Here is a 25,859-nt window from a genome sequence, read left to right on the forward strand (position 1 = left end):
AAAAGTTGTATTAAGAAATGCTATAAATAAGGTTGTTATCTAAAATCAAATACAATTAATTTTAATTCGAATTGAATATTTAGTATTTTGCAACTCTCTAGGGATGATTTCTCTCCCACGCTGAATTTTCGATTCCTCGAAAGGATAAAGGTAGAGTAGGAATGGTTATTTTATGTATCATTTAAAACTTTATTAAAATGGCTGTTTTAGAACAATTAACATCTCAGCAAGCAATTGAATTAGAAGACAAGTATGGAGCGCACAACTATCATCCACTTCCAGTGGTTTTGAGTAGAGGAGAAGGCGTTTATGTTTGGGACGTAGAAGGAAAAAAGTATTACGACTTTCTTTCTGCTTACTCTGCAGTAAATCAAGGACATTGTCATCCGAAAATTGTAAATGCGATGGTGTCTCAAGCACAAACATTAACCTTGACGTCTCGTGCATTTTACAATGATATGTTAGGACGTTATGAAAAATTTGCTTCGGAATATTTTAATTTCGATAAGCTTTTACCAATGAATACAGGAGCTGAAGCGGTAGAAACTGCTTTAAAAATCTGTAGAAAATGGGCATATGAGAAAAAAGGAATCGCGGAAAACGAAGCGGAAATCATCGTTTGCGAAAACAACTTCCACGGACGAACTACGACAATTATTTCATTTTCAAATGATCCTGTAGCGCGTAAAAATTTCGGACCGTATACGGACGGATTTATCAAAATTGCCTATGACAATATTGAAGCGTTAGAAGAAGCATTAGAAAACAATCCTAATGTTGGTGGATTCATGGTAGAGCCAATTCAGGGGGAAGCTGGAGTATATGTTCCATCTGAGGGATATCTCGCAAAAGCGAAAGCATTATGCGAAAAACACAATGTATTATTCATTGCAGACGAAGTACAAACAGGAATTGCACGTACAGGACGTTTGTTGGCTACTTGCGGAAACTGCTCGTGTGAGAAGAAAAACTGTAGCGGAACTCCAGAGGTAAAACCAGATGTATTAATCTTAGGAAAAGCATTGTCTGGCGGCGCATATCCAGTATCAGCTGTATTAGCAGATGATCATATCATGAGCGTTATTCGTCCAGGAAATCACGGATCAACTTTTGGAGGAAATCCTGTTGCAGCCGCAGTTGCCATGGCAGCTTTAGAAGTTGTAGAAGAGGAAGCGTTGGCAGAAAATGCCTTCCAATTGGGAGAATTATTCAGAAGCGAATTAGACAAATATATTCAAACAAGTAACATTGTAAACTTAGTACGTGGAAAAGGATTGTTGAATGCAATCGTGATTAACGATACAGAAGATAGTGATACGGCTTGGAACATTTGTATGGCGTTAAAAAACAATGGATTGTTAGCAAAACCAACACATGGAAACATTATTCGTTTTGCACCACCATTAGTAATGACGCAAGATGAATTGCTCGATTGTGTAGCAATTATTACAAAAACACTTAAAGAATTTGAATAGTGCCTTTAAAAAAACAAGAAGATAGTTCCGTATTTGATAATTTTGAGTTGCGACTCAATGAACAGTCAAAGAAGTTTCTGCGTGAAACCGCAAGATGGGCATTTATCCTATCTATCATAGGATTTATAGTCATCGGACTATTTGTATTTGTGGCTGTATTTTTTGGCGTTATGTTTTCTGCATTCAATTCAAATGCAAATCCTTTTCAACAACAAGGATTGTCTGGCGGATTTATCGGAATTGTATATTTTGTATTAGCAATTTTGTATTTCTTTCCTGTAATGTATTTGTATCGCTTTTCGCGAAGAATGAAAGCTGCATTGGCAGAAAAAAGTACGGACGGATTAACGAGAGCTTTTTCAAGTTTAAAATCGCATTATAAATTCCTAGGAATTGTAATATTATCAATTGTTGGAATTTACGCTTTAGTTTTTGTATTCGCTATTATAGCTGGCATAGCAGGAATATAAGCACTGTAAAACAAGAAGATATAGAAAAGCGGATGTACATGGTACATCCGCTTTTTATGTATTAAGTACATTGTACTATTTACTGATTGTTGATTTGTTCCATCATATCTCTCCATTGTTGTTGCGATTCTTCCCATCCGCCAGTTGCGATAGAGTAGATAGCCCATAAAAAGTTAAGAACGTTAATAATTGTAACAATCAAAGCTACAATCTTTGCGGTATTCATTGCATTGATATTTCCATCATATTCATCAGGATTTGCAGTAGCATCTTTTATCTTTTTGTCAGCAATAAAATATGCGGGTCCAGAAAGTAAGAATCCTAAACCTGCAAAGCAGCAGCAAAGAAATCCGATGACCGATAAGACATATACTAAAGTTGGATTGAGTTGTTTTTTCATGTGTGTTAAGGTTTGATTATTTAAATGTATGATAATTTTTTGACAATAAAACTGATAATGATGATGACCACATTTGCAATACCTAAAATATTTACCAGTTTTTGCGAACCTTTAAATTTAAAAAAGATATTGATACCAACGAAGATAAAAAATAAAATTAGTGTATAAATGGCTGGATACATTTTAAACGCTTCTATAAATTCTCCTCGTGAAATTAATGCTAATGAGCGCTGAATTCCGCACCCAAAACAGTCAACTCCTAAATATTGTTTAGAAAAACACGGAAGCATATATTCTTCAACTTGTACTAAAAATATAAGCGCACTGTGCATTTCTGTAATTATTTTAACAAATATAAAGGATTCTATTCTCTCTATTTTACTGTAACATCAGTAGTTTTTTAAAACAAAACGTTACATAAAATATTAATTTTTTAAAAATATGTAAAATGCATTGGTATTTCAAACATCTTTGATAAAGAACTCGTTTAAATTTTTTTAATTTGCTAAAAAATTACTCTTTTCAGGCCTGTTTTTATCTTTTTTTCGTTCCGTAGCGCTGCTATGAAACTCAAAAAAGCTGTCAACAGAACTTAAAACTGCTAATTTTCGCCTAAATCCGAAAAGTTTAAATGAGTTCAAAATAAAAATACCAATTGCCAAAGAAAATATTATTTTTGAAGAATTAAAAAAATACACAGTGAAGTTCAAACACGCAACAAAAGTTTATTTTCTCATGGTATTCCTTGGTGCAGGAACCTTGCTTTTTAGAGATAACATTCAAGGAGAAGGACAAATTTTAGTAACTATAATTGCGTTGGTTTTAATGATGTTTGGGTTGTATAAAGTAACTTCGAAGCAATTATCAAACAAACCAAAGAACTATGATACTGAAGAGTATTTTAATAGAGAAAAATACGAGCAACAAGAAGAAGAATGAATTTTAAAGTAGGCGATACGGTAGAAGCAATTGATGATGTTATCCGTGGAATTGTTCAATCCATTGATGGAAACGTTATTACAGTAGAAACAGATGAAGGGTTTCCTCTTACATTTGAAGCATCTGAATTGGTAATAGTAAATTCGGATGAAATTGCATTGAATTTATCTTATCAAAAAATTCATAATGCGATTCAAGAAAAAGAAGCCGCAAAGAAGCCCAAACGTGTTTTAGAAAAGTCAAAAAAAGACCGTGTAGAAACGATTATGGAAGTCGATTTACACATTCATCAGCTTACAAATTCATACAAAGGCATGAACAATTATGACATGCTTACACTACAAACCGATACGGCAAAACGTCAGTTAGAATTTGCCATACGCAAACGAATTCCGAAAGTTGTTTTTATTCACGGAGTTGGCGCGGGCGTTCTCAAAGAAGAATTATACTATTTATTTCGTCAATACGACAATGTAAAATACTACGACGCTAACTATCAAAAATATGGTTTAGGAGCTACAGAAGTGTACATTTATCAAAATCCTAAAGTATAATTAGCGCAATGTACGATTTCAGCTATCGATTATAAATATTTCTAAAACCTAAAACCTAAAACCTAAAACCTAGAAAACCAAAACCCATCACCCAAAAAACTATTCCGCAGGAGTTACAATAAAGCCGTAATCAAAAATACCTTCATAGGTTATACTTTCTCCGGCATCGTTAGAAAATACAATGTTTTCAAACGTAATTTCATGTCTGTAATCAGTCACAATTGTAGGATCAACAGCATCAAATGCGGCGGCAGTAGTAACTACTTTTACAATTCCGTTATTAGCTGTATATTCTAAATTTACCTCTACATCTACAGGTGGCAATTGATCACAAAAATAACTGCTAGTTACTGTCGTGTTAAAACCTCTATAATAAGCGTTTACGCTAGTATTTGTCAAGTTGCCTTCTCTTGGTTCTTCATCTTCCGTAATTGTATTTACAATTAAAGTACTTGGAATTTCCAAAATCAACGCTTCGGTATCATCAATCTTAAAAAGCAAGGTTACTCCAGCTTCCAAATCACAAGCAGACACGGCTGCATCACTTGTAAAATCAATTTCCTCCAAAGCTAAATCTCCATCATCACAACCAAAAGCAAATACCAAGATAAAAAGTAACCATAATTTTTTCATAGAAAGTACCAATTAAGAAATTCGTATATACAGGCAAAAGTATAAGAAAACTCTATTTATAACGAAACTTATTGTAAATAATTTTATTTAAACTATTTTTGCTCATCTTTATTTCAATCAACTGTATTTATAAAAGAAACGAATGAGGAATGTATATTTTGATAGTGCAGCTACAACGCAAATTCGACCAGAAGTTGTAGATCGCATTAAAATCGCTTTAGAAGAAAATTACGGAAATCCGTCGTCTACGCATAGTTTTGGTCGTTCTTCAAAAACACTCATCGAAACTGCTCGTAAAACCATCGCTAAATATCTAAATGCTTCGCCACAGGAAATTATTTTCACTTCGGGTGGAACAGAAGCTGATAACATGGCATTGCGTTGCTCTGTTCGTGATTTGGGCGTAACTACCATCATTACATCGCCTATAGAACACCATGCGGTTTTGCATACAGTAGAACAATTGCGTGTAGAAAGTGATATTAAAGTTACGTACGTAAAACTACAATCATGTGGAACGCCTGATTATGACGATTTAGAAGCTTTGTTAAAAGCAGATAATTCTAAAAAATTAGTCAGTTTAATGCACGTCAATAACGAAATTGGAAACATTCTTGATGCTGATCGTGTTGGAAATCTGTGTAAAGAATACGGCGCTTTATTTCATTCAGATACGGTACAATCTATTGGACATTTTGAATGGGACGTACAAAAAACACATGTCGATTTCCTAGCAGCGGCGGCACATAAATTTCACGGACCAAAAGGAATTGGTTTTGCTTTTATTCGAAAAGATTCTGGTTTAAAACCGTTAATCTTTGGAGGATCGCAAGAACGTGGATTTCGTGCAGGAACCGAAGCTGTTCATAATGTAGTTGGGTTAGAAGAAGCATTCAAACTGGCATATGATAATCTAGAAGAAGAAAAAACATATGTTGAAGGTTTAAAAACCTATTTCATGGCAGAATTAAAGAAAGTAATGCCAAATGCAAAATTTAATGGAAACTGTCACGAAACAACAAAAAGCACCTATACATTAGTCAATGTTTGTTTGCCTTTTGATCAGCAAAAAGCACTGATGTTACTTTTTCATATGGATTTAAAAGGAATTGCTTGTTCCAAAGGAAGTGCTTGCCAATCGGGAAGTAGCAAAGGTTCACACGTATTACGAGCAATTTTAAGTAGCGAAGATTTAGAAAAACCATCGTTGCGTTTCTCTTTCTCAAAATTCAATACCAAAGAAGAAATTGATTACATCATAACAGTATTACACGAATATGCAAATTCGTAATTTACATTGAAAATAATATATACAAAAGCGAGTTCACGATACGAACTCGCTTTTTTTATATCAAAACATTGTGTCGTTATCTTTCAAATTATCTTTATATTGAAAGCGATTTAAAATGTGACCATTTTGAAACTATAAAACCCGCATGATCAAAACTTTTGCATCAAACCCTAAACTTGTTAGAATTATATATTTGTTAATTCTAACGATTTCTTTTTTAAGTATATACAGTAGTATTTTTGACGAAAAAGTAAGTTTGGGTGGCGATAATGCACATTATTACATTCTAGGAACTGCAATTGCCGATGGTGCAGGATATACCAACATTCAACATCTTGAAAAAGAAGCACATTATCACTATCCACCAGGGTATCCGTTACTGATAGCAGGAGTTTCTAAACTATTTTCAAATGATATTAGTACAATTAAAATAGCTAATGGATTTTTCTTTTTTGGCGCAATTTTATTGCTATTTTTCATCATAAAACGACTCACACAAAATGATCATATTGCCTTTGCAATCTGTTTTATTACCTTGTTAAACTTTCATCTTTTGGGTTATGCAACTATTATGATGAGCGAAATTCCTTTTCTGTTTTTCTCTTTATTATCTGTGTTGATTTTCTTAAAAATAGACTTTTCAACACCTATTTTTAAAAATTGGCTATTCTTTTTGTTGCTTATCTGTGTGTCATTTTCATTTTATATTCGTTCGGTAGCTGTAGCGTTGTTTGTAAGTTTGGTAGTATTCTTATTTATAAAAAAACATTGGCGTTATGTAGCTGCCTTCGTAGGCGGTTTTATAGTGTTGTATATACCTTGGATCATTCGTGGAAGCAATGCAACAGGAAACACGTACGTTTCACAATTACTTTCAAAAAACCCATACAAACCAGAACTTGGAAGTGTCGGAATTTTAGATATTTGGGAAAGAATTACGGTAAACTTAGAACGATATATTACCAAAGAAATATCTTCAGGAATAGTATCTTCAAAGGAATTTCAATATACGGATGCTACCGCTTCATTTGCAGAATGGTTGTTAGGTTTTCTAGTGATTGCTGTTGTCATATTTGGTGTCATACGACTTAAGAAGTTCAAAACGTTCATAGCATTATATCTAGTAGCATTTTTCGGATTGTTGCTCATCTGGCCACATGTATGGTATGGAACACGTTTTGTATTACCATTGATTCCATTGCTAATTTTTCTATTTATTTTCGGATTGACAGAACTATGCAAGATATTTAGCCTCAAAGTATTTCCTGCATATGTAGAGAAAGTTGTTCCTGTGATGATGACGGTTCTATTGATTTTTTGGGCATTTGTATACGGATACGGATCAATTTCGAAATTGCAACGTACAGCGCAAAAACCATATGCTGACAACTATAAAAATTACTTTGCTTTGGCAGATTGGGTTCAGAAAAACACGCCTGAAAATGCTGTTACTTCTGTTCGTAAAGAAGGATTATTTCATCTATTTTCCAAGAAATATGTAACAGGATATTATAAATCGCAAGACAGAGAAGCGCAAATAGCGTACTTAAAAAGTAAACAAGTAAGTTACGTAGTGGTGGCAGAACTTGGATATTCTTCAACGTCTAGATATTTAGTTCCCGCAATAGATCGTTATCCAAATAAATTTAAAATCATCAAACAACTCAATAATCCAAATACATATTTAATGCAGTTTTTGCCTGAACTTGGATATACAGGAACATGGAAAGATGAAAAAAGAAATGGTTTCGGAACGTACGTTTGGGAAGATGGACAAAAATATATTGGCAACTGGAAAAATGATGTACGTGATGGACAAGGAACTGTATTTTTTAAAAATGGGGAACAACTTTCTGGTGTTTGGCAACAAGGAAAACTATACGGAGAAGTCATAAAAAAAGATGCCAATGGTCAAATTATAGAGAAAAGTATCTATGAAAATAATGTGAAAATAAAAGTTATCAATGAAGTTAACTAAACTCTCCATCATCATTCCTGTTTACAATGAAGCGGCTACAGTGCGGTTGATTTTAGATAAGATAAACGCTGTTCAACTGATACATGATATTAAAAAAGAATTGATCATTGTGGACGATGGCTCGAAGGATGATTCCAAACAAATTGTACGAGCGTTTATGGAAGCACATCCTACGTTAGACATACAATACCATGAACATACAAAGAATCAGGGAAAAGGTGCTTCTATTCAAACAGGAATTTCGTTGGCTACGGGCGAATATTTAATCATTCAAGATGCAGATTTAGAATACGATCCGGAAGAATACAATATATTGTTAGCACCTATATTGGAAGACGTTGCAGACATTGTATACGGTTCACGATTTTTGGACAGACAGAGAAAACGGAACTCATATTTTTGGCACTACATGGCGAATAAGTTTCTAACTTTTCTATCGAACATCTTCTCAAATTTGAAGCTGACAGATATGGAAACTTGTTACAAACTATTCAACACAAAAATCATTCAATCGATCAAATTGACAGAAAAACGTTTTGGTTTTGAACCTGAAATCACGGCGAAAATTTCAAGAATAAAAGACATTCGTATACACGAAGTTGCCATTTCCTATTACAGTAGACCTTATGATGAAGGAAAAAAAATTGGTTGGAAAGATGGAGTTAGAGCTATCTATTGTATTCTAAAATACGGATTGTTCAAATTGAATTAATGTTAAAAAATAAAAGCGAATTCATTACAAATTCGCTTTTTTGCTTTCTTCAAGTAGGAATTAACAAAACCACCACCAACCTGTAAAACAAGCGCACGATGGCGGATCAAAAATTCCTGTAACACAATGATTTGCTGCTGATCCACCTTTTGAACTACTGACTTTGAAATCAGAAATCACTTTTTTGTTCAATGTAAGATCTTTCAATAACTTCTTTTTTTTCATGACCTAAAGTTTTGGTTAATTACGGTAATTTACTTTAAATCAGAATATTGTGAAATGATGAATGCGTAAAGTCTACGTTTCAGTGCGTAAATGAAGCAAACAAATGAGTGAAGTGTATTTTGTATATGTATGAAAAGTAACGTCTGTTCGATATAATATCAATAACACGTTTCTTCTTTTCCGCAATGTTGCAGTTGCCTAATTTTTTTCCTCATACGGAAACTTTCTACTGGCTTGTCGCATCATTTTAGCAATAATGGCAGATGTATTTTTACCCGATTTACGATTGATGATTTTTTCGTAGCGCCACAGCAATTTCCCTGTACTCTTATCACTTAATTTAATGATAATTTTTCCATAATCAGATTTTCCTTTGAGGAAGGTAATCAAATCAAAAGAAGTATCAACCTCTTTAGATAAAAGCATGCGTGAAGTTAATGAACCGCTAATAATCGCATCAACTTTTAATAACTTACACAATTCTTGCGGTGTGTAAATATCGATATTTTCATCTGTGATTCCTTCTTTTTTTAAGATACGATTCGTCGTATTGATATCTTGAAAGTTAATTTTAAGCTTCTTTTTGCGTTTTCTGTTTAAGAAATAACTCTCCAACGCTTCTTGTACCGCAATACCTTCTTGTTGTTCAAATTTTTCCAACTGCGCATCACTATACTTTTCTTGTGCCGCTTTTAAATTGAGTTTTGCTTGAAACGGTAGAATCGCAATAATTTGATGATCTTCTGAAAGTTCTTCAAACGTATCGCTTACATATATCTTTTTTTGCGCATTACTTTGTTGTATACCAACAAATAACAATAGTAAAATAACAACTAACTTCTTCATTATAATCTTTATTCTAAAATACTTCTCGATACAATTTTCTCTAGAAAATCATTCGAAGTGACGTTTAAGTTTTTAATTTTCATCTAACACCCAACACCCAACACCTAAAAACGCATTCCCAACTTCACATTAAACACACGACCTGTTAAGAAATTTGGGATTCCAAACTGACGTTTTGTATACACATCACGAACCCATGTATTGGTAATTGAATTTTGAACATCAAACACATTAAAAATCTCAAAACCAACATTTAAATCTTTAAATACAGATTTCCAGCCTGTATCAAATTGTCTGTCTTTGTCCACTAAAACATACGAAAACCCTACGTCAGCACGTTTATAATCAGGTAATTGACTCTGAAATTGGTATGGATCAGAATAACTCGGCGAACCACCTGGCAATCCTGTATTGTATGTTAAGTTGAGGTATAATTTTAAGTTTGGAATCTTTCGCATATAATCTTGAAATAAAACTGCAAACTTCAAACGCTGATCGGTTGGTCTGCTAATATATCCGCGATTATTGATGTTTTCTTCCGTTTTTAAATAACCAAAACTTACCCAACTTTCTGTTCCTGGAACAAATTCTCCATTCAAACGCATGTCTAAACCATACGCATACGCATCGGCAACATTATCAGCTCGGTAACGAATACGAACGTTTTCAATGGTATAGGCATTGACATCAGATAAACTTTTATAATACGCTTCGGTTGTCAACTTAAACGGACGATCCCAAAGTTTGAAACTGTAATCATTTCCTAACACTACATGAATCGATTGTTGTGCTTTAACATTTGGATTTACAACACCATCTGGACCACGTAATTCTCTGTAAAATGGTGGCTGATGGTAAAATCCGCCAGACAAACGGAACAACATGTCTTTTTCCCAGTTTGGTTTGATAGCTACTTGCGCTCTTGGACTCACAACAGCTTGTGTATTGCTTTCAATTCCATCGCCATTAATTGTCCAACTGTGCGCACGAACACCAACATTTGTCCAAACTTCATGTTCGCCAATCATAGATCGTTTGCTCCATTGAGCGAATCCTGAAACACGATCAATTTGAGTATTATTTCGAGCACGAACTGTTTGAAAAGGTTCTATTGGACCTTCATACGGCGTATATGGCTGATTGTTTGAAAATTGTGGCAATGGCGGACGAATTGAAAATCCAGCAGAATCAATCACTTCCCATTCAATCAATCGATCACGAATGTCTTCATGTGTGTATTTAACTCCCCAATCGATTTGGTTTTCTTCATCATTAATTTTGTAACTTCCTTTGTGTTCTGCATTAAAAATGAGCGCATCTAAGTCGTTTCGCCCATGATTTAATTGCGAACCAATTCCTTCCGTAAATTCTACATTTCCTAAATCTTCATCGCCAATATTTGTATTAACTTCTCCCAAACGGTATTCTGCCAAAATATCAAAATGCTCTTGTTCTGTAGTGTGATATGCTGACGCGATAAATTTTAATGTTACATCATCATTGAGGTAATAATTAGCTTTCAAAGCTCCAAAATACGTTCGGTAACGATCTTCTTCACGACCTTGGTAAAACACCAATAACGCAATTGGATCTTGAAGTGTTCCAAAATTGGTTTGGCGTGTTAGCGGTTCGTAATCATAATCGTTAAATGAAATATTTCCTAAGAAATTCAAATCGAACTTATCTGAAAATTTATACGTTACATAGGTTTGAAAATCTGTAAAACGCGGTCTAAAGTTCGTTTCTGTTTGTTTGCTATTTACCAACAAGCTGTTATCTCTAAAACGTACACCAGAAATCGTTGAGAACTTACTATCATTGCTAACTGTCTGAATAGAAGCGCTTCCGCCAAGTAAACTCAAATTTAAACTTCCACCAAAACGAGAAGGTCTTTTATACGTAATGTCCAATACGGAAGATAGTTTGTCGCCATATTTTGCTTGAAATCCTCCCGCAGAGAAATCTACATTTTGTACCATATCGGTATTTACAAAACTCAATCCTTCTTGCTGTCCTGAACGAATTAAAAACGGACGATATACTTCAATTTCGTTTACATATACCAAGTTTTCATCATAATTTCCACCTCGAACAGAATATTGTGTACTCAATTCGTTGTTGTTATTTACACCTGGAAAAGACATAATGATATTCTCCACTCCAGGATTGGCACTTGGAATCAGGCGGACAGTTTCTGCCGAAATTGTTTCAATACCTTGTACAGCTTTCCGCTTTCGCGAATCGATAATTACGGTACCAATTTGTTCCGTACTTTCACTCATTACAGGATTAAACTCGTAATCTTCTCCATTTTTTAACTGAATGGTCACTGTAATTGTTTTATGTGAAATGTGTGAAAACGTAAGGGTAATTTTCTCATCGGCAGGAATTACAATTTTGAAAAAACCGTTCTTATTTGTTTTCGTTCCCGAATCTACAGAAGTGCTAATATTTACATTTTCAATTGGTGCATTATTCTTATCTAAAATAACTCCTCTAATGGTTGCTGTTTGCGCTATAATGAAGTTCGCAGCAAAGAGAAAGCTTAAGAAAAGGATGGATCGTATAGGTTTCAATATCGTGAGTTTTAATTTTTTCTATAAAAAGTGCTCGTAAAAGTAGTATTATTTCCAACATTATCAGTAACGATCAACTTTAAATTATGTTTTGCTTCGGTAAAAGTAATATCGTTAAAATCGTATGTCAGCATGCCTTTTTTGGCATCATATTCAAATAAAACCCATGTTCCGTTAATTGTTCCACGATAACTGCGTACGGAAGAAAGATCATCTGTAACTTTTATTTTTAAATACTTTTTATTCGAAATCCACTTGTCTTTAGCAAAATTTACGGGTTTCACTTTGGGTGGAATGGTGTCTTTGGCTAAAAAATATGTTCCTAAATTCTTCGTACTTGTCGTAAATTTTGTGCCTTTCTTTTTTGTGCTGCTGTAGGATGGTTTCTTTTTACTATTTAAACTAGCAATGAACATTTTTTTACGTTCAGCTTCCGTATATTTTGAAACATCAAAGGTAATGACGAAGTTTTTGTGCGCAGCTACTTTATCATTATGAATTTTATAACGTCCTTTTTTATCTTTCGACAAATCGAAATAAAAATCTTCATAAAAGGTCTGTTTCGGAATGTATACACTAACATCGTCTTTTCTCAACGTATGTTCTGAATTTCGTGTAATTAAATTTTCGGTCACAATTTCTTTCTTCTTTTGTGTCACTTTTTGCTTCTTACCAACAACGGGAATAGTAATCGTAGTTGTATTGTCTTTAAAATCTTTGACTTTGAGCACAATAGTATATTCCTTTCCTTCTTCAATAGAAACTTTTCCCCTATTAATAACATCTTTATAAATGCTCAACTTATTTGCCGCTGTAACAAAGCAACGTTGCACGCGTTGTTTCATATTTTTAAAGCGCGAATAATCGATTAATGTATTGATGTATCTCGATTCGCCAAAGGAGAACTTTTTAAAATCGTAACTAAAGTTTTTAATACCGTTCACAAAACTTTCCAATTGGTAAATTCCGTTTTTATTAAAAGCCAAATCTTGTCGATCGTATGAATTGATGCCCAAGCCAATTTCGCCAGAAGCGAAAACTTTTGCCGCGACATAACTATTTTTTTCTTTTCCCTTTTTCAATTGTAATTGTACAACTTTATTGGAAGAATTAATTTGTGCAGAATCTGACAATGCATAAGCAAATACACCATTTACCGTTGGATGATGCGAATCTTTCACGTCAATCCCAAACAACATTGGATTCATCGGTTTAGAAGCGGCATCGCGAATTTCGAAGTGTAAATGTGGTCCGCCAGAAGAGCCACTATTTCCTGAATAGGCAATAACTTCTCCTTTTTTGACAACCAATTCTCCTGCTTTTGGATACAGTTGAATTTCGTAACGTTCTTTCGCGTATTGTTGTTTCTTTAAATAGGCTTCTAACTTTGGAGCCAACTTTTTCAAATGCGCATATACTGAAGTATAACCGTTTGTATGTGTAATGTATAGCGCTTTTCCAAATCCCCAATGTTGAATTTTTATACGCGACACATGTCCATCGCCAATCGCAAACACTTCAAAACCTTCTTTCTGTTTCGTTTTAATATCAATTCCTGAATGAAAATGATTGCTTCGCAACTCTCCAAATGTTCCAGATAATATAATAGGAATATCTAACGGCGATCTAAAATCGTTTTTAGGAATGGTATTTTGAGAAAGGGCAATTGAAAAGAAAAATAAAAAAATAAAAAACAGTCTGTACATAAATCAAAAATGCGTTTGAAAAGCTAAAATAGCTAATACTTAGTTAATTCGGAATCTTTAAATTCAAAAACTGCACCAAAAAATATGTAAAACTTAAAGTAATACTTTAAATAATAGTCAAAACCCTTGCGAACTAATTTTATGAATGCTAAATTTGTAAACATATGCATTGAATATAAATGTAATGAGTAGTACTTTGAAAATCGTTGATTCTCTTGAGAATAGAGTGAGCAAATTGCTTCATAAGTTAGAAGTTTTGGAGCAAAAAAATCAGAAACTTCATCAAGAATTAACATCAGCAACTCAAAATGCACAGCGTTTACAACAAGAAATCTCAGGATGGGAAGAAAAGTATCAAACGTTAAAAATTGCAAATTCGATGCTTGGCAGTGATAACAATAAAAAAGAAGCTAAGCTTAAAATAAATACACTAATTCGGGAAATTGATCATTGTATTGCACAATTAGCCGAATAAAAGATAGTTCTTTACACTATGGAAAATAAGCTCAAAATAAAGCTTTCTATTGCGGATAGAGTATATCCTTTAACCATTCCAGCAAGCCAAGAAGAAGGTTTGCGAAAAGCGGCTAAGAAAATAGAAGCTATGATAAAACAATTTGAGCAAAGCTATGCCGTTAGAGATAAGCAGGATGTTTTGGCAATGTGTGCCTTGCAATTTGCAGCTCAGGTAGAGCAAAAAGCTATAGATAAAGACAGCAATCAAACCGCATTAGAAGAAAGATTGAAAGCGCTGGACGAATTGCTAAAAGCGCAGCTTAGTTCATAAGTTCTGTAAAATATAAATAGGTTACTGCCTACATTGGTTTTTATTTTTGATAAACTCAACGTTAATATAATTAAAAAGAGTGAGTCATGGTTGTAAGAGCATGCTGTTAATATTGAATTTATTCTTTATTTGGACAGATCCTTGATCAATCTGTTAGCTCTAAACTTGTTTTTTTGGAGTTTATACAAAACTCTAATCAATGTAGGCTTTTTTTTGTGAAACTCAGTTTTGAAAAGCTCGTAGAGCGCATACAAAACTGTTAGTTGAACAAATCCCGTTGCAGAACGGGATCTCACAACTTACTACTAATAGTTTTTTAGCTTCGAAAGAAATTACAAAACTGCTAGTTGAACAAATCCCGTTGCAGAACGGGATCTAAAAACAGTTTGACTCAAATTTTGAAAAGCTGTAAGCGAATTCAAAACTGTTAGTTAAACAAATCCCGTTGCAAAACGGACTTTAAGGTTTTTACCTTACTAACTAATACATAATTAAGATCGATAGATGATGGATAGTACAACAATCATAATTGCAGTCGCCGTTGGCGTCATTAGCGTACTTATAGGCTTTCTTATAGCCAAGAGTTTGGAGAAAAAACAAGCGTCAAAAATTATTCAAGATGCTAAAAAAGATGCTGCTAGCGCTTTAAAATCAGCGAAAATTGAAGCAGAAAGTGTGAAGAAAGATAAAATTCTTCAAGCCAAAGAAAAATTTTTAGAACTCAAAGCAGAACACGAAAAATTTATTCTGTCGAAAGACAAAAAAATGGCAGAAGCTGAAAAGCGAACGCGCGATAAAGAATCTCAAGTTTCTAGCGAATTGTCAAAGAACAAAAAGTTGAATCAAGAACTTGATGCGAAAGTTAAAGATTACAACTATCGTTTGGATATTATCGACAAGAAGAAATCGGAAGTTGAGCGTTTACACAAAAGTCAAGTAGAACAACTAGAAGTAATTTCAGGATTGTCTGCTGACGAAGCAAAAGAACAATTGGTGGAGTCTTTAAAAGAAGAAGCCAAAACGGATGCGATGAGCTACATTCAAGCCAAACTTGAAGAAGCAAAATTAACAGCGCAACAAGAAGCTAAAAAGGTAATCATCAATACTATTCAACGTATTGGAACGGAAGAAGCGGTTGAAAACTGTGTTTCTGTGTTTAATATCGAATCGGACGATGTAAAAGGACGTATCATTGGTAGAGAAGGACGAAACATTAGAGCATTAGAAGCGGCTACAGGTGTTGAAATCATTGTAGATGACACACCAGAAGCAATTATTTTATCTTGTTTTGATTCGGTTCGAAGAGAAGTAGCTCGTTTATCTTTACACCGATTGGTAACTGATGGACGAATTCATCCAGCACGAATAGAAGAAGTTGTAAAGAAAACTCGTAAACAAATTGATGAAGAAATCATTGAAGTTGGAAAGCGTACTGTAATCGATTTAGGAATTCATGGATTGCATCCAGAATTGATTAAAACGGTTGGTAGAATGAAATATCGTTCTTCTTACGGACAAAACTTATTACAGCATTCACGAGAAGTCGCAAAACTTTGTGGCGTCATGGCTGCCGAATTAGGATTGAATCCAAAACTTGCCAAAAGAGCAGGATTACTGCACGATATTGGTAAAGTACCAGATACAGAAACAGAAGTGCCACACGCAATTTTAGGAATGCAATGGGCAGAAAAATACGGTGAGAAACCAGAAGTTTGTAATGCTATTGGAGCCCATCATGATGAAATAGAAATGGTTTCATTACTATCTCCAATTGTACAAGTATGTGATGCCATTTCAGGCGCACGTCCTGGCGCACGACGTCAAGTATTAGACAGTTACATACAACGATTAAAAGACTTGGAAGACATCGCTTTTGGATTCAATGGTGTAAAGAAAGCTTATGCTATTCAAGCTGGTCGTGAATTACGTGTCATTGTTGAAAGTGAAAAAGTAGACGATGCAAAAGCAGCAGAATTATCATTCAATATTTCACAAAAAATACAAACGGATATGACCTATCCTGGACAAGTGAAAATTACCGTGATTAGAGAAACAAGAGCGGTAAATATTGCGAAATAAGTATCTTAATACTTACATAAACTCACTGAACGTGAATATCTTAGTTGTAGACTACGGTATTCACGTTTTTAGTTTATGGCAAAACAGTGACACATAGCTGTTATTTATAAATATCTTTAAGGTATAACCTAAATATATCTGTTATGCTAAAGAAAATTTTAAATCTCGCAGGAGTAGATACGCTTTCCAAGACAGAACAAATTGAAAATCAAGGAGGCAAAAAAGTTCCTACGTTAGCGGCTTCATTTATGTGTTATTGTAACAACATATATGTTGGCGAAAAAAAATCTGTTCAAGATTGTTGGCATACTTGCTAACTAACAGCATACCGAAAAGAAAGAAAAACAGAAATCAGTTGATGGTTTCTGTTTTTTTATGTTCTAGGGTGATATTTTTCCATAACCATTGCCAAATGACTACGATCTACATGCATGTAAATTTCTGTTGTCGTAATACTTTCATGACCAAGCATTAATTGAATTGCGCGCAAATCGGCACCATTCTCCAATAAATGTGTTGCAAACGAATGACGAAATGTATGAGGCGATATTTTCTTTTTCAAGCCCGATTTTTCTGTTAATCGTTTGATAATAGTAAAAATCATAACGCGTGTTAACTGCTTTCCACGTCTATTCAAAAAAACAGTATCACTAAACTCAGGAATATGTTTGGTATGATTTCGTTGTCCATGTACATACAAATTAATATGTTTTTGTGTAAAACTACTTATGGGTACAAAACGTTGTTTATCGCCTTTTCCTGTAACTCTGATAAATCCTTCATCAAAAAATAAATCGGAAAACTTTAAACCTACCAACTCACTTACTCGCAGTCCGCAACCATACAATGTTTCGATAATGGCTCTATTTCTATGTCCTTCGTCTTTACTCAAATCGATTGCCTTAATCAAACGTTCAATATCTTCTATGGCAAGCGTATCAGGTAGTTTACGTCCTATTTTTGGAGCTTCAATAAGTTCCATAGGATTGTCTTTTCGATAATCTTCAAAAATCAAATAATTAAAAAAACTTTTCAAACCAGAAATAATCCGCGTTTGCGAACGAGCGTTTAAAATCTTAGCAATCTCATAAATAAATTGTTGCACCGTTTCTTCATCCACAGTAAGTGGAGAATGATCAATAGCATTATCAGTAAGATATTGAATTAACTTCTCAATATCATGTGTATAATTTACGATCGTATTATCGGATAAACCGCGCTCTATTTTCAAAAAATGCTGGAAGTCTTTCAGCGTATGCGCCCATTTCATAGAAAAATCGTATAAATATTATATAACTCTAAAAAGTATGCAATTGCTATTCAGATGGTACGTATAGATATTCATAAGTACTTAACAAATGCTTGTCAAATTACAAAAAGTAATTCTTTTGTACTGAATTTATTAAAAACTATTTACGATCAATTTGTAAGACTTTCACACAGACGCTAATGTCGCTGTATTAATCCGAATTGCAGATACTTTTTTAAATTATACGTTGTCATAAATTAATGTAAATCTTGGTTTGAAAGTATTTATGACATTCAACAGCGATTCCTTTATCAACTTCTAAAGGGTTAGATAAGCAGTTGGTAGTCTCTATTAAAAAACTCAAAAGTTGGTAACAATCTGTCAATTTTTTCAAAGAAATAGATGCTTTACTGAAATTTCAGACTTGATTTTGTTTCAAAATCGATCGAGTCAATATTTATATTTTTTGAATTAAAAAGGTAGCTATGGTTTTTTGAATTTTGTACAACAATAAAAAAAACATTAGAAATGAAAAAAATTATTTTATCAATTGTCGCATTAGTTGGCTTTGCATTTGCAGGAAATGCACAAGATGATGACACAACTATGATGCAAACAGCAAAAGGGAAGTGGCTGATAGAAGCCAATACTGGAAATGCTTTGTTGGGTAATACGGGTATATATTTCTCAAGTCAAGATGGAGAATATATATACAACATAGGACTTGACGGAGGTTATTTTGTAGCAGACGATTTTGCAATCAAATTTGGTCTCGGTTATGGTGGAGATTCGGAAACAGATTTAAACGGATTTTCGTATCGTGTAGGTGGTAAATACTACATTGCGAGCAAATTTCCTATTTCATTAGATGTAACAGGATCAAAAATTGACAATGTTGATGAAAATCCATTTTGGTTAGGAATTGGTGGTGGATACGCTTGGTTTATTGGAAATAGTGTAGCTATTGAGCCAGGATTACGTTACAATGTTTCTTTAAATGAAGATTTTTCGGATAAAGATATATTCCAAATCAATATTGGATTCACAGTATTCTTATAAAAAAAAACATACAGACAAATGTAAGTAAAAGTGGAAATTAAGGACTTCCACTTTTTTTTTGGAAAATTTTAAACGCAACTAAAATTGCGAATGGATGGTTTAAACACCATTATATGTACATGGAAATTTGTATTTTTATCAAAACAATTCCCATGAAAATAATCATCATCAACGGACCAAATCTAAATTTACTTGGAAAGCGTGAACCTGAAATTTATGGAAGCGCTACATTTGAAGATTACTTTAACGATTTGCAAAAACAATTTCCAGACATCCAATTGACGTATTATCAGTCAAATGTAGAAGGCGAATTGATTACGAAACTTCAAGAAGTTGGTTTTGAATTTGATGGAATCATCTTAAATGCAGGTGCATATACGCACACATCTATTGGAATTGGCGATGCGATTAAAGCCATACAAACGCCAGTTGTGGAAGTTCATATCTCAAATACATTTGGCAGAGAAGCATTCAGGCACCAATCGTATATTTCTGCACACGCAAAAGGTGTCATCTTAGGTTTTGGAATGCAAAGTTATCAGTTGGCAATTCAGAGTTTTTTAGTGTAAAAATTATGAAGAAAGCCTATTTTAATTGGAGTACCGGAAAAGATTCTTCACTAGCTTTGTATTATATGTTGCAAGAGAAAGAATTCAACATTGCTAAACTTGTTACAACAGTTAATAAAGATTATGAACGTGTTTCCATGCACGGATTGCGAGAAGCACTTTTAGATGCACAAGTTGAACGTTTGCAACTGCCATTACAAAAAATATACTTTCCAGCAGAAGTTTCGATGTCGAGTTATGATGCCACGATGAAAAATGCCACGCAAAAACTAGTCGCAGAAAATTTTACACATGGAATCTTTGGCGATATTTTTTTAGAAGATTTACGAAGCTATCGTGAAAAAAAACTACAAGAAGTTGGTATAACAGGTGTTTTTCCATTGTGGAAAAAAGACACGAAAACCTTGCTTAAAGAATTTATTCACTTAGGATTTAAAGCCATCACTGTTTGTGTAAATGCCAACTTGTTAGACAAATCTTTTGTGGGAAGAATTATAGATGAAGATTTTATCAACGATTTGCCAGATACTGTTGATCCGTGTGGAGAAAATGGAGAATTTCACACCTTTGTATTTGACGGACCATTATTTTCTTCGCCAATTGAATTTGCCATTGGAGAAAAAGTGTTAAAAACCTATACATCCTCTGAAAAAGATGAAGATACCTGTGGTACAGACGATTCTGCTTGGGATACTGCGTTTTGGTACTGCGATTTACTTCCGAAATAGTAAAAAACTCTTAAAAATTAACGTTTCTCTTTGAAAACTTTAGTCAAGTTTTAGGAATCGTTTAAGAACAAATTAAGATAAACCTGCCCTATATTTGATTCAGAAATCAGACAATGATTTCACACAATTTTTTCATAGCTGAAGGTGGGATATCAGTTATTAGGTTGGTTGAGGAAAAAGTCATTCAAGAAATTGAATGACTTTTTATTTTATACTCGGTTTAATACTTCAATATCCGTCTCATTTATATATGATTAAAACTTGAAAACGTATTACTTCGTGGAAATTTGTTTTTATGATGGTTTTTTGCATTTATAATAATAGTATAATGCTCAACATTTCATATAACAAGCTTTTACTTATAAAGGAATAAAGAAAGCTACCGAATATGCAGATCTACTTTTTGTCTTTACTCTCATTTTAAATTGCCAAACTCCCGCTTGTGCTTGGTGATAAGTTTCATTTCTTGAAAGTGACTTCCATTCGCTTACTTTTGTATACCAAGTATTACTGTAGACAGAAGTTCTGTATTTCAATCCAAAATATACTCTTTTTAAAGTATTCCCTCTTATTATTCTAGCACTATAATGTATACCAGTTGATGAGCTATAATGCGTATAATAATTCCATCCTGATTTTGCTAAATTACCTTTTGATTTAGGATGATTAAAGGTTACTGATAATCCTGTCGAAGAACCATTCTTTTTGACATTCATTAACTCAAAAGCTAATGGACTTTCCTCATCTTCAAGAGTATCAACATCATTGTTTTCTCCTATTTCGTCTTTATTATTTGATAATATTTCATCGTAGTTAGTTTCGGATAAAGTGAAATTATCTTCAGAGTAAAGATTTAACAGTTCAAGATCATTTGCGTAAACTCTTATAGTTGCAGTATCTCCATGTAATGAAGATAATTCAAAATCTTTACTAAATTCGTAATCAGTTTTTGCTGAAATAAAATCGTTTTCTTCTGGGATTTCTCCTTTATCACAGCTTGTTAAAAAGGCTGTGATTAATAAAAAAATCGTGAATACACTGAAGGTGTTTTTTTTTAGTTTAATTAGGTTAAAAGTTAATGTTTTCATGGTTATTAGAATTTTATTTTCCTTACTCTATTTAAAAATTGGCTTTTCAGGATTCCGCCATGGTTAGGTGTAATCTAATTTTTATTTTTAATGAATGAAATTACTTGTAAATAACAATAAAAAGCAAGAATCTAAAAGGAAAGTAAATGACATTTTATAAAACATCAGTATAAAAAAAGTAGTGTAAAATATGAGCAAAAGAAAAGCGAACCGAAGTTCGCTTAATTAGTAATTTTTTGCAATAATTGAGACTATTCATAACTATAGTAGTTAGTAAATTATTAATGATGATCGCAACCAGGCGTTAGTTGCTTTTCTTTGTCACAAGTTCCATAAGATTGTTCTTGACAACAGCCTGAATCTGCACTTCCGCCGCCTGTAATCATATTTTGATTCATTGCTGAAATACGTTTTTTATTCAATTGTAATGTTTTAAATTTTCTTTTTTTCATGGTAAATATATTTGATTTAATAATACTGAATATAACCTGTGTTCGACGTAAAAAATTTAGTTCGATACTTTTCTTTTCCGAAGTATAGCAGGGATTTTCCGTTAAAAATTTTTGAAGCCTTGGAAAAAATTTAGGGAAATTCATGCGGTTTTGGTTTTTTTCAGAAAGAAAAACTAAAAATACCTCTGGAAAAGTTCCCTTTCTTTTGTTTCTTTTCTTTGGGAAAGCAAAGAAAATGAAAATAAAACACTGAAAATATGATATTTAGTAAGGAGTTTCTATGCTCAATTATAAATATGAATTGATTCACTGATATCGAACTGACGTTAATATAGCTATCTAAATTGATATCGCTCTACGGGATTGCCCTACTTAACAATTGGTAGTCATAAAAAAAGCGAACCGAAGTTCGCTCTAGTTTTAAAAAGTAGTGTCACATATCGGTCCACCAGGACAAGATGCTTGATACAAAGTGTCAATCTGTTTTTTTCCTCCTTTTACATTGTTGAATTTCAAACTAGAAATTGCTCTTTTGTTTAGTGCTAATGATTTTAAATGTTGTTTTTTCATAATAAAAAGTTTTAAATATTAATTATGGTAAAACTATAGCAAAACAAATTGCAACTATTCGTACAAAATGTACGATTTCAGCATAAAGCATAAAAAAAGCGAACCGAAGCTCGCTATTGTATGTTATAATTATCTATACATAGATACAATCATCTGTAAGTACATAGCAGTCATACGTTGCCCAAGGACCAGCACAAGGACTTAAGCATGAGCCTGCTGCTGTAGAAATTGGTACTTCATAACGAATAACTGTAAGAACAATGTCTGATGCTTGACCAGCTTTTGTGTTCATTGATTCTAAATTCGAAATAGATTTCTTGTTTAAATTTAGTAAACTACGTTTCTTTTTTTTCATGATATTAAATTTTAACGTTATAATATCAATTTAAAAAAAATGAAAATATATTATTTACGGTATCACCGTATTTGACAAACGTTTATAAACTTCTCAGTCAAAATTTAGTACAATAAGTAGTTTACAAAGGTTGGCAAAGTTGACAATTTCCTATTGTTAGATTATTTGCAGCAGCGGTTTTACAAAAACAAGAAGGACCACAAGAAAAACCTGCTCCTTTTACTTTTTCATACGTTAATGAAGAAATAGATTTTTTATTCAAATTAAACGCTGTCAGATTCTTTCTTTTCATGATTTTAAATTTTTGATTAAATCAAAAGGTATAAAAATAAAAGAAGAGTCAGTTACGGAAAAGCCGTAATTAATACACTAATACTAATATTAAACGCAAATAGTACTGTTAATTAGCTCTCAAATACTTTCGTTCAATATAAAAAGTAGCAAACGGAATCAAAGAAGCGACAAAGAATATCACAAATCGTTTGAAGCTCCACTTTTGCTCACGAACCACCAAAAAGGCAAGTAATACATACAGCATAAATAAAATTCCATGTGCCATACCAACAAATTTATTTGGCATTGGTGTTTCGTACATGTATTTTAAAGGCATGGTAATAAAAAATGCGATATAGGAGATTCCTTCTAAAATGGCAATTAAGCGAAAAGATCGTACTAATTGTGTTTCTCTCAATGTAGTGTCCATAATTAATTAATCTTATTTTTTAGTTTGGTTAAACCATACTCTAATACTTTTGTAAACATAATTTCATCACGCAAATCACATTCGTAACTAACAGAATCAAAATACAATAATTTTTTCCTTTCTATATCAAATACATATATATTGACATAATTTGAAAATTGATTATTTTTTAGGTAAGTTCTCACTTCTATAAATAGCTGTTCAGAATAATTAGAATCTGGAATAATCAGTTTTATGACTGCTCGTGTATCACTATTGTGTTTTTTAACATCTGTCATCGCAAACATTACATCTTTATATGTTCTTTTCAAAAAAGAAGTATCGTCTAGAATTGCAATCTTTGGAAATATTTTACGAACTACTTTTTGAGCAGTTTTGCCATTCGCATAGCGTATAGCATCTTTTTCAAGTGAATCTGTTTGTGTAAAAACTAATGTATAAGTTGTGGAATAAGATAACTTTGATACACTATTCAAATTATTCTTATCAAATACACCATCAGTATCGTAAACAACTTGTGTATCTGCACAGATTTTTACAGGAGGTAGTTTCTTTCTTCCTGCGGTATTAGTTGTTGCACATGCATAAATTATTAGAATAGTGCATAATATAAAAACGCTTTTATATGACATGCTGAAAAATAGTTTTAAAAAAAGCTGCTCAATGAGCAGCTTTTCAATATATATTATAAATGAATGACTTCGTCATAAGCGGCGGCAACAGCTTCCATTACAGCTTCACTCATCGTTGGATGCGGGTGAACCGCTTTCAACACTTCATGACCTGTAGTTTCTAACTTTCTACCCAAAACGGCTTCGGCAATCATGTCCGTAACGCCAGCACCAATCATATGGCAACCTAACCATTCTCCGTATTTTGCATCAAAAATTACTTTTACAAAACCTTCTTTCGTTCCACCAGCACTTGCTTTTCCAGATGCTGAGAATGGGAAGTTTCCAACTTTGATGTCATAACCTTGTTCTTTTGCCTGTGCTTCCGTTAAACCAACAGATGCAATCTCAGGAGAACAATACGTACAACCTGGAATATTTCCATAGTCTAACGCTTCAACATGCATTCCTGCAATTTTCTCTACACATAAAATTCCTTCCGCAGAAGCAACGTGTGCTAACGCTTGTCCAGGCGTAACATCACCAATAGCGTAATATCCAGGAATATTTGTTTGGTAATAATCGTTTACTAAGATTTTATCTCTGTCTGTAGCAATTCCGACAGCTTCTAAACCTATATTTTCAATGTTGGTTTTAATTCCAACAGCCGAAAGAACAATGTCAGCTTCTAGTACTTGCTCGCCTTTTTTCGTTTTAACCGTAGCTTTTACGCCATCGCCAGAAGTATCAACTGAAGTCACTTCCGCAGACGTCATAATTTTAATACCACTTTTCTTAAACGAACGTTCTAACTGTTTCGACACATCTGCATCTTCCACAGGAACAATTTTAGGTAAATATTCCACAATCGTAACTTCCGTTCCCATTGAGTTATAAAAATATGCAAACTCCACACCTATAGCTCCCGATCCTACTACGATCATTTTCTTTGGTTGTGTTGGCAACGTCATTGCTTCTCTATAACCAATTACTTTCTTACCATCTTGTGGCAAACTTGGTAACTCACGTGAGCGAGCTCCTGTAGCAATTACAATATGTTGTGCGCTATATTCGGTAACTTTTCCGTCTTTATCTTTAACATCAATCTTCTTTCCAGCTTTTAAAGTTCCAAAACCGTTCAATACATCAATCTTATTCTTTTTCATTAAGAACTGAACACCTTTGCTCATTCCATCAGCTACACCACGACTACGTTGTACTACCGCATCAAAATCCTTATCAAATTCTTTTACTGATAATCCGTAATCTCCAGCATGTTTCAAATACTCAAAAACTTGTGCTGATTTCAATAAGGCTTTCGTTGGAATACATCCCCAATTTAAGCAAACGCCACCTAAACTTTCTTTCTCAACTACTGCAGTTTTAAACCCTAATTGAGAAGCTCTAATGGCAGTTACATATCCACCAGGACCACTTCCTAAAACGATGATATCGTATGTATTCATATCTTAAAATTTTGTTGTCTGATTTTCAAGATGCAAATTTACGGAATTCTGCTTTAAGAATAAACTATATGTACTTGTTTTTGTTCTTTGAATCGCTAACGCTCTTGGATTGTTTGTATCGCTCTGCTCTTGGTATGTTGGTAGTTTAGTTTTTGAGTATGAATTTTCACATTGACACATTATTTTTTGGGAGTTTCCTTTCGTTATCACTACAGGTCGCGCTATTCGTTGCAAGTCCGCGCTCGAAACTCGCTGTGGGCTTTTCACTGCTATCGCTAACTCGGTTTTTTTGTTGATTTGTCAATTCGTTAATTTGTTTGTTTGTCAATTCGAGCGCA

General features: G+C 33.4%; 29 protein-coding genes and 1 other RNA gene. 14 read left to right on the forward strand and 16 right to left on the reverse strand.

Features of this window, described 5'->3' with window-relative positions:
- Positions 1–197 precede the first annotated feature (197 nt).
- Both rocD and AA089_RS14225 read left to right on the forward strand, forming a co-directional pair.
- Positions 198–1,475, forward strand: coding sequence for an ornithine--oxo-acid transaminase (gene rocD, locus AA089_RS14220; protein ID WP_046757636.1), 1,278 nt, complete (start codon positions 198–200; stop codon positions 1,473–1,475).
- Positions 1,475–1,945, forward strand: coding sequence for a DUF5362 family protein (locus AA089_RS14225; RefSeq protein ID WP_046757637.1), 471 nt, complete (start codon positions 1,475–1,477; stop codon positions 1,943–1,945). Before rocD ends, AA089_RS14225 begins: the two co-directional genes overlap by 1 nt.
- Before the next feature lie 79 nt (positions 1,946–2,024).
- Here the strand turns inward: AA089_RS14225 and AA089_RS14230 are convergent, their stop codons facing one another.
- Together AA089_RS14230 and AA089_RS14235 are read right to left on the reverse strand one after the other, a co-directional pair.
- Positions 2,025–2,345 carry a CCC motif membrane protein gene (locus tag AA089_RS14230; RefSeq protein WP_046757638.1) on the reverse strand — a complete coding sequence of 107 codons (321 nt, stop codon included), beginning with the start codon at positions 2,343–2,345 and terminating at the stop codon, positions 2,025–2,027.
- Positions 2,346–2,365: 20 nt separating this feature from the next.
- A complete protein-coding gene (locus AA089_RS14235) occupies positions 2,366–2,677 on the reverse strand; it encodes a DUF2752 domain-containing protein (protein WP_046757639.1) in 312 nt (103 codons plus the stop codon).
- A gap of 367 nt (positions 2,678–3,044) precedes the next feature.
- Between AA089_RS14235 and AA089_RS14240 the strand changes: the two genes are divergently transcribed.
- Both AA089_RS14240 and AA089_RS14245 read left to right on the forward strand, forming a co-directional pair.
- Positions 3,045–3,284 carry a hypothetical protein gene (locus tag AA089_RS14240; protein ID WP_046757640.1) on the forward strand — a complete coding sequence of 80 codons (240 nt, stop codon included), beginning with the start codon at positions 3,045–3,047 and terminating at the stop codon, positions 3,282–3,284.
- Entirely contained in the window at positions 3,281–3,838 is a 558-nt protein-coding gene (locus AA089_RS14245; protein WP_046757641.1) for a Smr/MutS family protein, read from the forward strand. Before AA089_RS14240 ends, AA089_RS14245 begins: the two co-directional genes overlap by 4 nt.
- 99 nt (positions 3,839–3,937) lie before the next feature.
- Here the strand turns inward: AA089_RS14245 and AA089_RS23755 are convergent, their stop codons facing one another.
- Positions 3,938–4,471 carry a hypothetical protein gene (locus AA089_RS23755; protein ID WP_156169027.1) on the reverse strand — a complete coding sequence of 178 codons (534 nt, stop codon included), beginning with the start codon at positions 4,469–4,471 and terminating at the stop codon, positions 3,938–3,940.
- A gap of 142 nt (positions 4,472–4,613) precedes the next feature.
- On the opposite strand from AA089_RS23755, the gene AA089_RS14255 reads away from it, so the two are divergent.
- The 3 genes from AA089_RS14255 to AA089_RS14265 all read left to right on the forward strand — a co-directional run bounded on the left by AA089_RS14255 (position 4,614) and on the right by AA089_RS14265 (position 8,452).
- Entirely contained in the window at positions 4,614–5,762 is a 1,149-nt protein-coding gene (locus AA089_RS14255; protein WP_046757642.1) for a cysteine desulfurase family protein, read from the forward strand.
- A gap of 145 nt (positions 5,763–5,907) precedes the next feature.
- Positions 5,908–7,740 (forward strand): phospholipid carrier-dependent glycosyltransferase, encoded by a 1,833-nt coding sequence (locus AA089_RS14260; protein WP_046757643.1) that lies wholly within the window; start codon positions 5,908–5,910, stop codon positions 7,738–7,740.
- A complete protein-coding gene (locus AA089_RS14265; RefSeq protein ID WP_046757644.1) occupies positions 7,727–8,452 on the forward strand; it encodes a glycosyltransferase family 2 protein in 726 nt (241 codons plus the stop codon). Before AA089_RS14260 ends, AA089_RS14265 begins: the two co-directional genes overlap by 14 nt.
- A gap of 60 nt (positions 8,453–8,512) precedes the next feature.
- Here AA089_RS14265 and AA089_RS24795 read toward each other — a convergent pair whose 3' ends face one another.
- From AA089_RS24795 to AA089_RS14280, 4 genes are all read right to left on the reverse strand, one after another.
- Complete coding sequence (locus AA089_RS24795) at positions 8,513–8,677, reverse strand: hypothetical protein (RefSeq protein ID WP_156169028.1); 165 nt, start codon at positions 8,675–8,677, stop codon at positions 8,513–8,515.
- A gap of 198 nt (positions 8,678–8,875) precedes the next feature.
- On the reverse strand, positions 8,876–9,523 hold the full coding sequence (locus AA089_RS14270; protein ID WP_046757645.1) for a hypothetical protein: 648 nt from the start codon (positions 9,521–9,523) through the stop codon (positions 8,876–8,878).
- A 104-nt stretch (positions 9,524–9,627) separates the two neighbouring features.
- Positions 9,628–12,099 carry a TonB-dependent receptor gene (locus AA089_RS14275; RefSeq protein WP_046757646.1) on the reverse strand — a complete coding sequence of 824 codons (2,472 nt, stop codon included), beginning with the start codon at positions 12,097–12,099 and terminating at the stop codon, positions 9,628–9,630.
- Positions 12,100–12,110: 11 nt separating this feature from the next.
- Positions 12,111–13,805 (reverse strand): M23 family metallopeptidase, encoded by a 1,695-nt coding sequence (locus tag AA089_RS14280; RefSeq protein ID WP_046757647.1) that lies wholly within the window; start codon positions 13,803–13,805, stop codon positions 12,111–12,113.
- A gap of 184 nt (positions 13,806–13,989) precedes the next feature.
- Here AA089_RS14280 and AA089_RS14285 point away from each other — a divergent pair, with 184 nt between their 5' ends.
- The 4 genes from AA089_RS14285 to rny all read left to right on the forward strand — a co-directional run bounded on the left by AA089_RS14285 (position 13,990) and on the right by rny (position 16,671).
- The gene (locus AA089_RS14285) at positions 13,990–14,280 is read left to right on the forward strand and encodes a hypothetical protein (RefSeq protein WP_046757648.1); all 291 of its coding nucleotides are present in this window, start codon (positions 13,990–13,992) and stop codon (positions 14,278–14,280) included.
- 18 nt (positions 14,281–14,298) lie between these two features.
- Positions 14,299–14,592 (forward strand): cell division protein ZapA, encoded by a 294-nt coding sequence (locus tag AA089_RS14290; protein ID WP_046757649.1) that lies wholly within the window; start codon positions 14,299–14,301, stop codon positions 14,590–14,592.
- A gap of 53 nt (positions 14,593–14,645) precedes the next feature.
- Positions 14,646–14,774: non-coding RNA, 6S RNA (gene ssrS / locus AA089_RS24105), on the forward strand.
- A 325-nt stretch (positions 14,775–15,099) separates the two neighbouring features.
- Positions 15,100–16,671, forward strand: coding sequence for a ribonuclease Y (gene rny, locus AA089_RS14295; protein WP_046757650.1), 1,572 nt, complete (start codon positions 15,100–15,102; stop codon positions 16,669–16,671).
- 373 nt (positions 16,672–17,044) lie between these two features.
- Here the strand turns inward: rny and xerD are convergent, their stop codons facing one another.
- Positions 17,045–17,941, reverse strand: a complete 897-nt coding sequence (gene xerD, locus AA089_RS14300; protein WP_046757651.1) for a site-specific tyrosine recombinase XerD — start codon at positions 17,939–17,941, stop codon at positions 17,045–17,047.
- Between the two features lie 507 nt (positions 17,942–18,448).
- On the opposite strand from xerD, the gene AA089_RS14305 reads away from it, so the two are divergent.
- From AA089_RS14305 to AA089_RS14315, 3 genes are all read left to right on the forward strand, one after another.
- A complete protein-coding gene (locus tag AA089_RS14305; RefSeq protein WP_046757652.1) occupies positions 18,449–18,979 on the forward strand; it encodes a hypothetical protein in 531 nt (176 codons plus the stop codon).
- A 152-nt stretch (positions 18,980–19,131) separates the two neighbouring features.
- Positions 19,132–19,548: a type II 3-dehydroquinate dehydratase gene (aroQ, locus tag AA089_RS14310; protein WP_046757685.1), complete on the forward strand. Its 417-nt coding sequence runs from the start codon at positions 19,132–19,134 to the stop codon at positions 19,546–19,548.
- Between the two features lie 5 nt (positions 19,549–19,553).
- Entirely contained in the window at positions 19,554–20,276 is a 723-nt protein-coding gene (locus tag AA089_RS14315; protein WP_046757653.1) for a Dph6-related ATP pyrophosphatase, read from the forward strand.
- A gap of 359 nt (positions 20,277–20,635) precedes the next feature.
- Here the strand turns inward: AA089_RS14315 and AA089_RS14320 are convergent, their stop codons facing one another.
- The 8 genes from AA089_RS14320 to lpdA form a co-directional block, all read right to left on the reverse strand.
- Positions 20,636–21,364 (reverse strand): hypothetical protein, encoded by a 729-nt coding sequence (locus tag AA089_RS14320; RefSeq protein ID WP_046757654.1) that lies wholly within the window; start codon positions 21,362–21,364, stop codon positions 20,636–20,638.
- A gap of 281 nt (positions 21,365–21,645) precedes the next feature.
- The gene (locus AA089_RS24805; protein WP_156169030.1) at positions 21,646–21,816 is read right to left on the reverse strand and encodes a hypothetical protein; all 171 of its coding nucleotides are present in this window, start codon (positions 21,814–21,816) and stop codon (positions 21,646–21,648) included.
- 420 nt (positions 21,817–22,236) lie between these two features.
- Positions 22,237–22,386, reverse strand: coding sequence for a hypothetical protein (locus AA089_RS24810; RefSeq protein WP_156169031.1), 150 nt, complete (start codon positions 22,384–22,386; stop codon positions 22,237–22,239).
- 133 nt (positions 22,387–22,519) lie between these two features.
- Complete coding sequence (locus AA089_RS14330; RefSeq protein ID WP_156169032.1) at positions 22,520–22,678, reverse strand: hypothetical protein; 159 nt, start codon at positions 22,676–22,678, stop codon at positions 22,520–22,522.
- Between the two features lie 184 nt (positions 22,679–22,862).
- Positions 22,863–23,033, reverse strand: a complete 171-nt coding sequence (locus AA089_RS24815; protein ID WP_156169033.1) for a hypothetical protein — start codon at positions 23,031–23,033, stop codon at positions 22,863–22,865.
- A gap of 108 nt (positions 23,034–23,141) precedes the next feature.
- Positions 23,142–23,444 carry a DUF3817 domain-containing protein gene (locus AA089_RS14335; protein WP_046757657.1) on the reverse strand — a complete coding sequence of 101 codons (303 nt, stop codon included), beginning with the start codon at positions 23,442–23,444 and terminating at the stop codon, positions 23,142–23,144.
- 2 nt (positions 23,445–23,446) lie between these two features.
- Positions 23,447–24,076: a hypothetical protein gene (locus AA089_RS14340; RefSeq protein WP_046757658.1), complete on the reverse strand. Its 630-nt coding sequence runs from the start codon at positions 24,074–24,076 to the stop codon at positions 23,447–23,449.
- Positions 24,077–24,129: 53 nt separating this feature from the next.
- Positions 24,130–25,521: a dihydrolipoyl dehydrogenase gene (gene lpdA / locus AA089_RS14345; protein ID WP_046757659.1), complete on the reverse strand. Its 1,392-nt coding sequence runs from the start codon at positions 25,519–25,521 to the stop codon at positions 24,130–24,132.
- Positions 25,522–25,859: the final 338 nt, after the last annotated feature.

Source organism: Kordia jejudonensis (assembly GCF_001005315.1).
Classification (GTDB): domain Bacteria; phylum Bacteroidota; class Bacteroidia; order Flavobacteriales; family Flavobacteriaceae; genus Kordia; species Kordia jejudonensis.

Bases quoted from the DNA above. Each gene is read 5' to 3' on its own strand.
- AA089_RS23755 (WP_156169027.1), bottom strand. From the start codon at position 4,471: ATGAAAAAATTATGGTTACTTTTTATCTTGGTATTTGCTTTTGGTTGT.
- AA089_RS14270 (WP_046757645.1), bottom strand. From the start codon at position 9,523: ATGAAGAAGTTAGTTGTTATTTTACTATTGTTATTTGTTGGTATACAA.
- AA089_RS14315 (WP_046757653.1), top strand. From the start codon at position 19,554: ATGAAGAAAGCCTATTTTAATTGGAGTACCGGAAAAGATTCTTCACTA.
- AA089_RS24810 (WP_156169031.1), bottom strand. From the start codon at position 22,386: ATGAAAAAACAACATTTAAAATCATTAGCACTAAACAAAAGAGCAATT.
- AA089_RS14305 (WP_046757652.1), top strand. From the start codon at position 18,449: ATGAAAAAAATTATTTTATCAATTGTCGCATTAGTTGGCTTTGCATTT.
- AA089_RS14235 (WP_046757639.1), bottom strand. From the start codon at position 2,677: ATGCACAGTGCGCTTATATTTTTAGTACAAGTTGAAGAATATATGCTT.
- rocD (WP_046757636.1), top strand. From the start codon at position 198: ATGGCTGTTTTAGAACAATTAACATCTCAGCAAGCAATTGAATTAGAA.
- AA089_RS14290 (WP_046757649.1), top strand. From the start codon at position 14,299: ATGGAAAATAAGCTCAAAATAAAGCTTTCTATTGCGGATAGAGTATAT.
- rny (WP_046757650.1), top strand. From the start codon at position 15,100: ATGGATAGTACAACAATCATAATTGCAGTCGCCGTTGGCGTCATTAGC.
- AA089_RS14340 (WP_046757658.1), bottom strand. From the start codon at position 24,076: ATGTCATATAAAAGCGTTTTTATATTATGCACTATTCTAATAATTTAT.
- xerD (WP_046757651.1), bottom strand. From the start codon at position 17,941: ATGAAATGGGCGCATACGCTGAAAGACTTCCAGCATTTTTTGAAAATA.
- AA089_RS14245 (WP_046757641.1), top strand. From the start codon at position 3,281: ATGAATTTTAAAGTAGGCGATACGGTAGAAGCAATTGATGATGTTATC.
- AA089_RS14285 (WP_046757648.1), top strand. From the start codon at position 13,990: ATGAGTAGTACTTTGAAAATCGTTGATTCTCTTGAGAATAGAGTGAGC.
- AA089_RS14255 (WP_046757642.1), top strand. From the start codon at position 4,614: ATGAGGAATGTATATTTTGATAGTGCAGCTACAACGCAAATTCGACCA.
- AA089_RS24815 (WP_156169033.1), bottom strand. From the start codon at position 23,033: ATGAAAAGAAAGAATCTGACAGCGTTTAATTTGAATAAAAAATCTATT.
- AA089_RS14335 (WP_046757657.1), bottom strand. From the start codon at position 23,444: ATGGACACTACATTGAGAGAAACACAATTAGTACGATCTTTTCGCTTA.
- AA089_RS14265 (WP_046757644.1), top strand. From the start codon at position 7,727: ATGAAGTTAACTAAACTCTCCATCATCATTCCTGTTTACAATGAAGCG.
- AA089_RS14260 (WP_046757643.1), top strand. From the start codon at position 5,908: ATGATCAAAACTTTTGCATCAAACCCTAAACTTGTTAGAATTATATAT.
- aroQ (WP_046757685.1), top strand. From the start codon at position 19,132: ATGAAAATAATCATCATCAACGGACCAAATCTAAATTTACTTGGAAAG.
- AA089_RS14320 (WP_046757654.1), bottom strand. From the start codon at position 21,364: ATGAAAACATTAACTTTTAACCTAATTAAACTAAAAAAAAACACCTTC.
- AA089_RS24795 (WP_156169028.1), bottom strand. From the start codon at position 8,677: ATGAAAAAAAAGAAGTTATTGAAAGATCTTACATTGAACAAAAAAGTG.
- AA089_RS14230 (WP_046757638.1), bottom strand. From the start codon at position 2,345: ATGAAAAAACAACTCAATCCAACTTTAGTATATGTCTTATCGGTCATC.
- AA089_RS14280 (WP_046757647.1), bottom strand. From the start codon at position 13,805: ATGTACAGACTGTTTTTTATTTTTTTATTTTTCTTTTCAATTGCCCTT.
- lpdA (WP_046757659.1), bottom strand. From the start codon at position 25,521: ATGAATACATACGATATCATCGTTTTAGGAAGTGGTCCTGGTGGATAT.
- AA089_RS14330 (WP_156169032.1), bottom strand. From the start codon at position 22,678: ATGAACACAAAAGCTGGTCAAGCATCAGACATTGTTCTTACAGTTATT.
- AA089_RS24805 (WP_156169030.1), bottom strand. From the start codon at position 21,816: ATGAAAAAAAGAAAATTTAAAACATTACAATTGAATAAAAAACGTATT.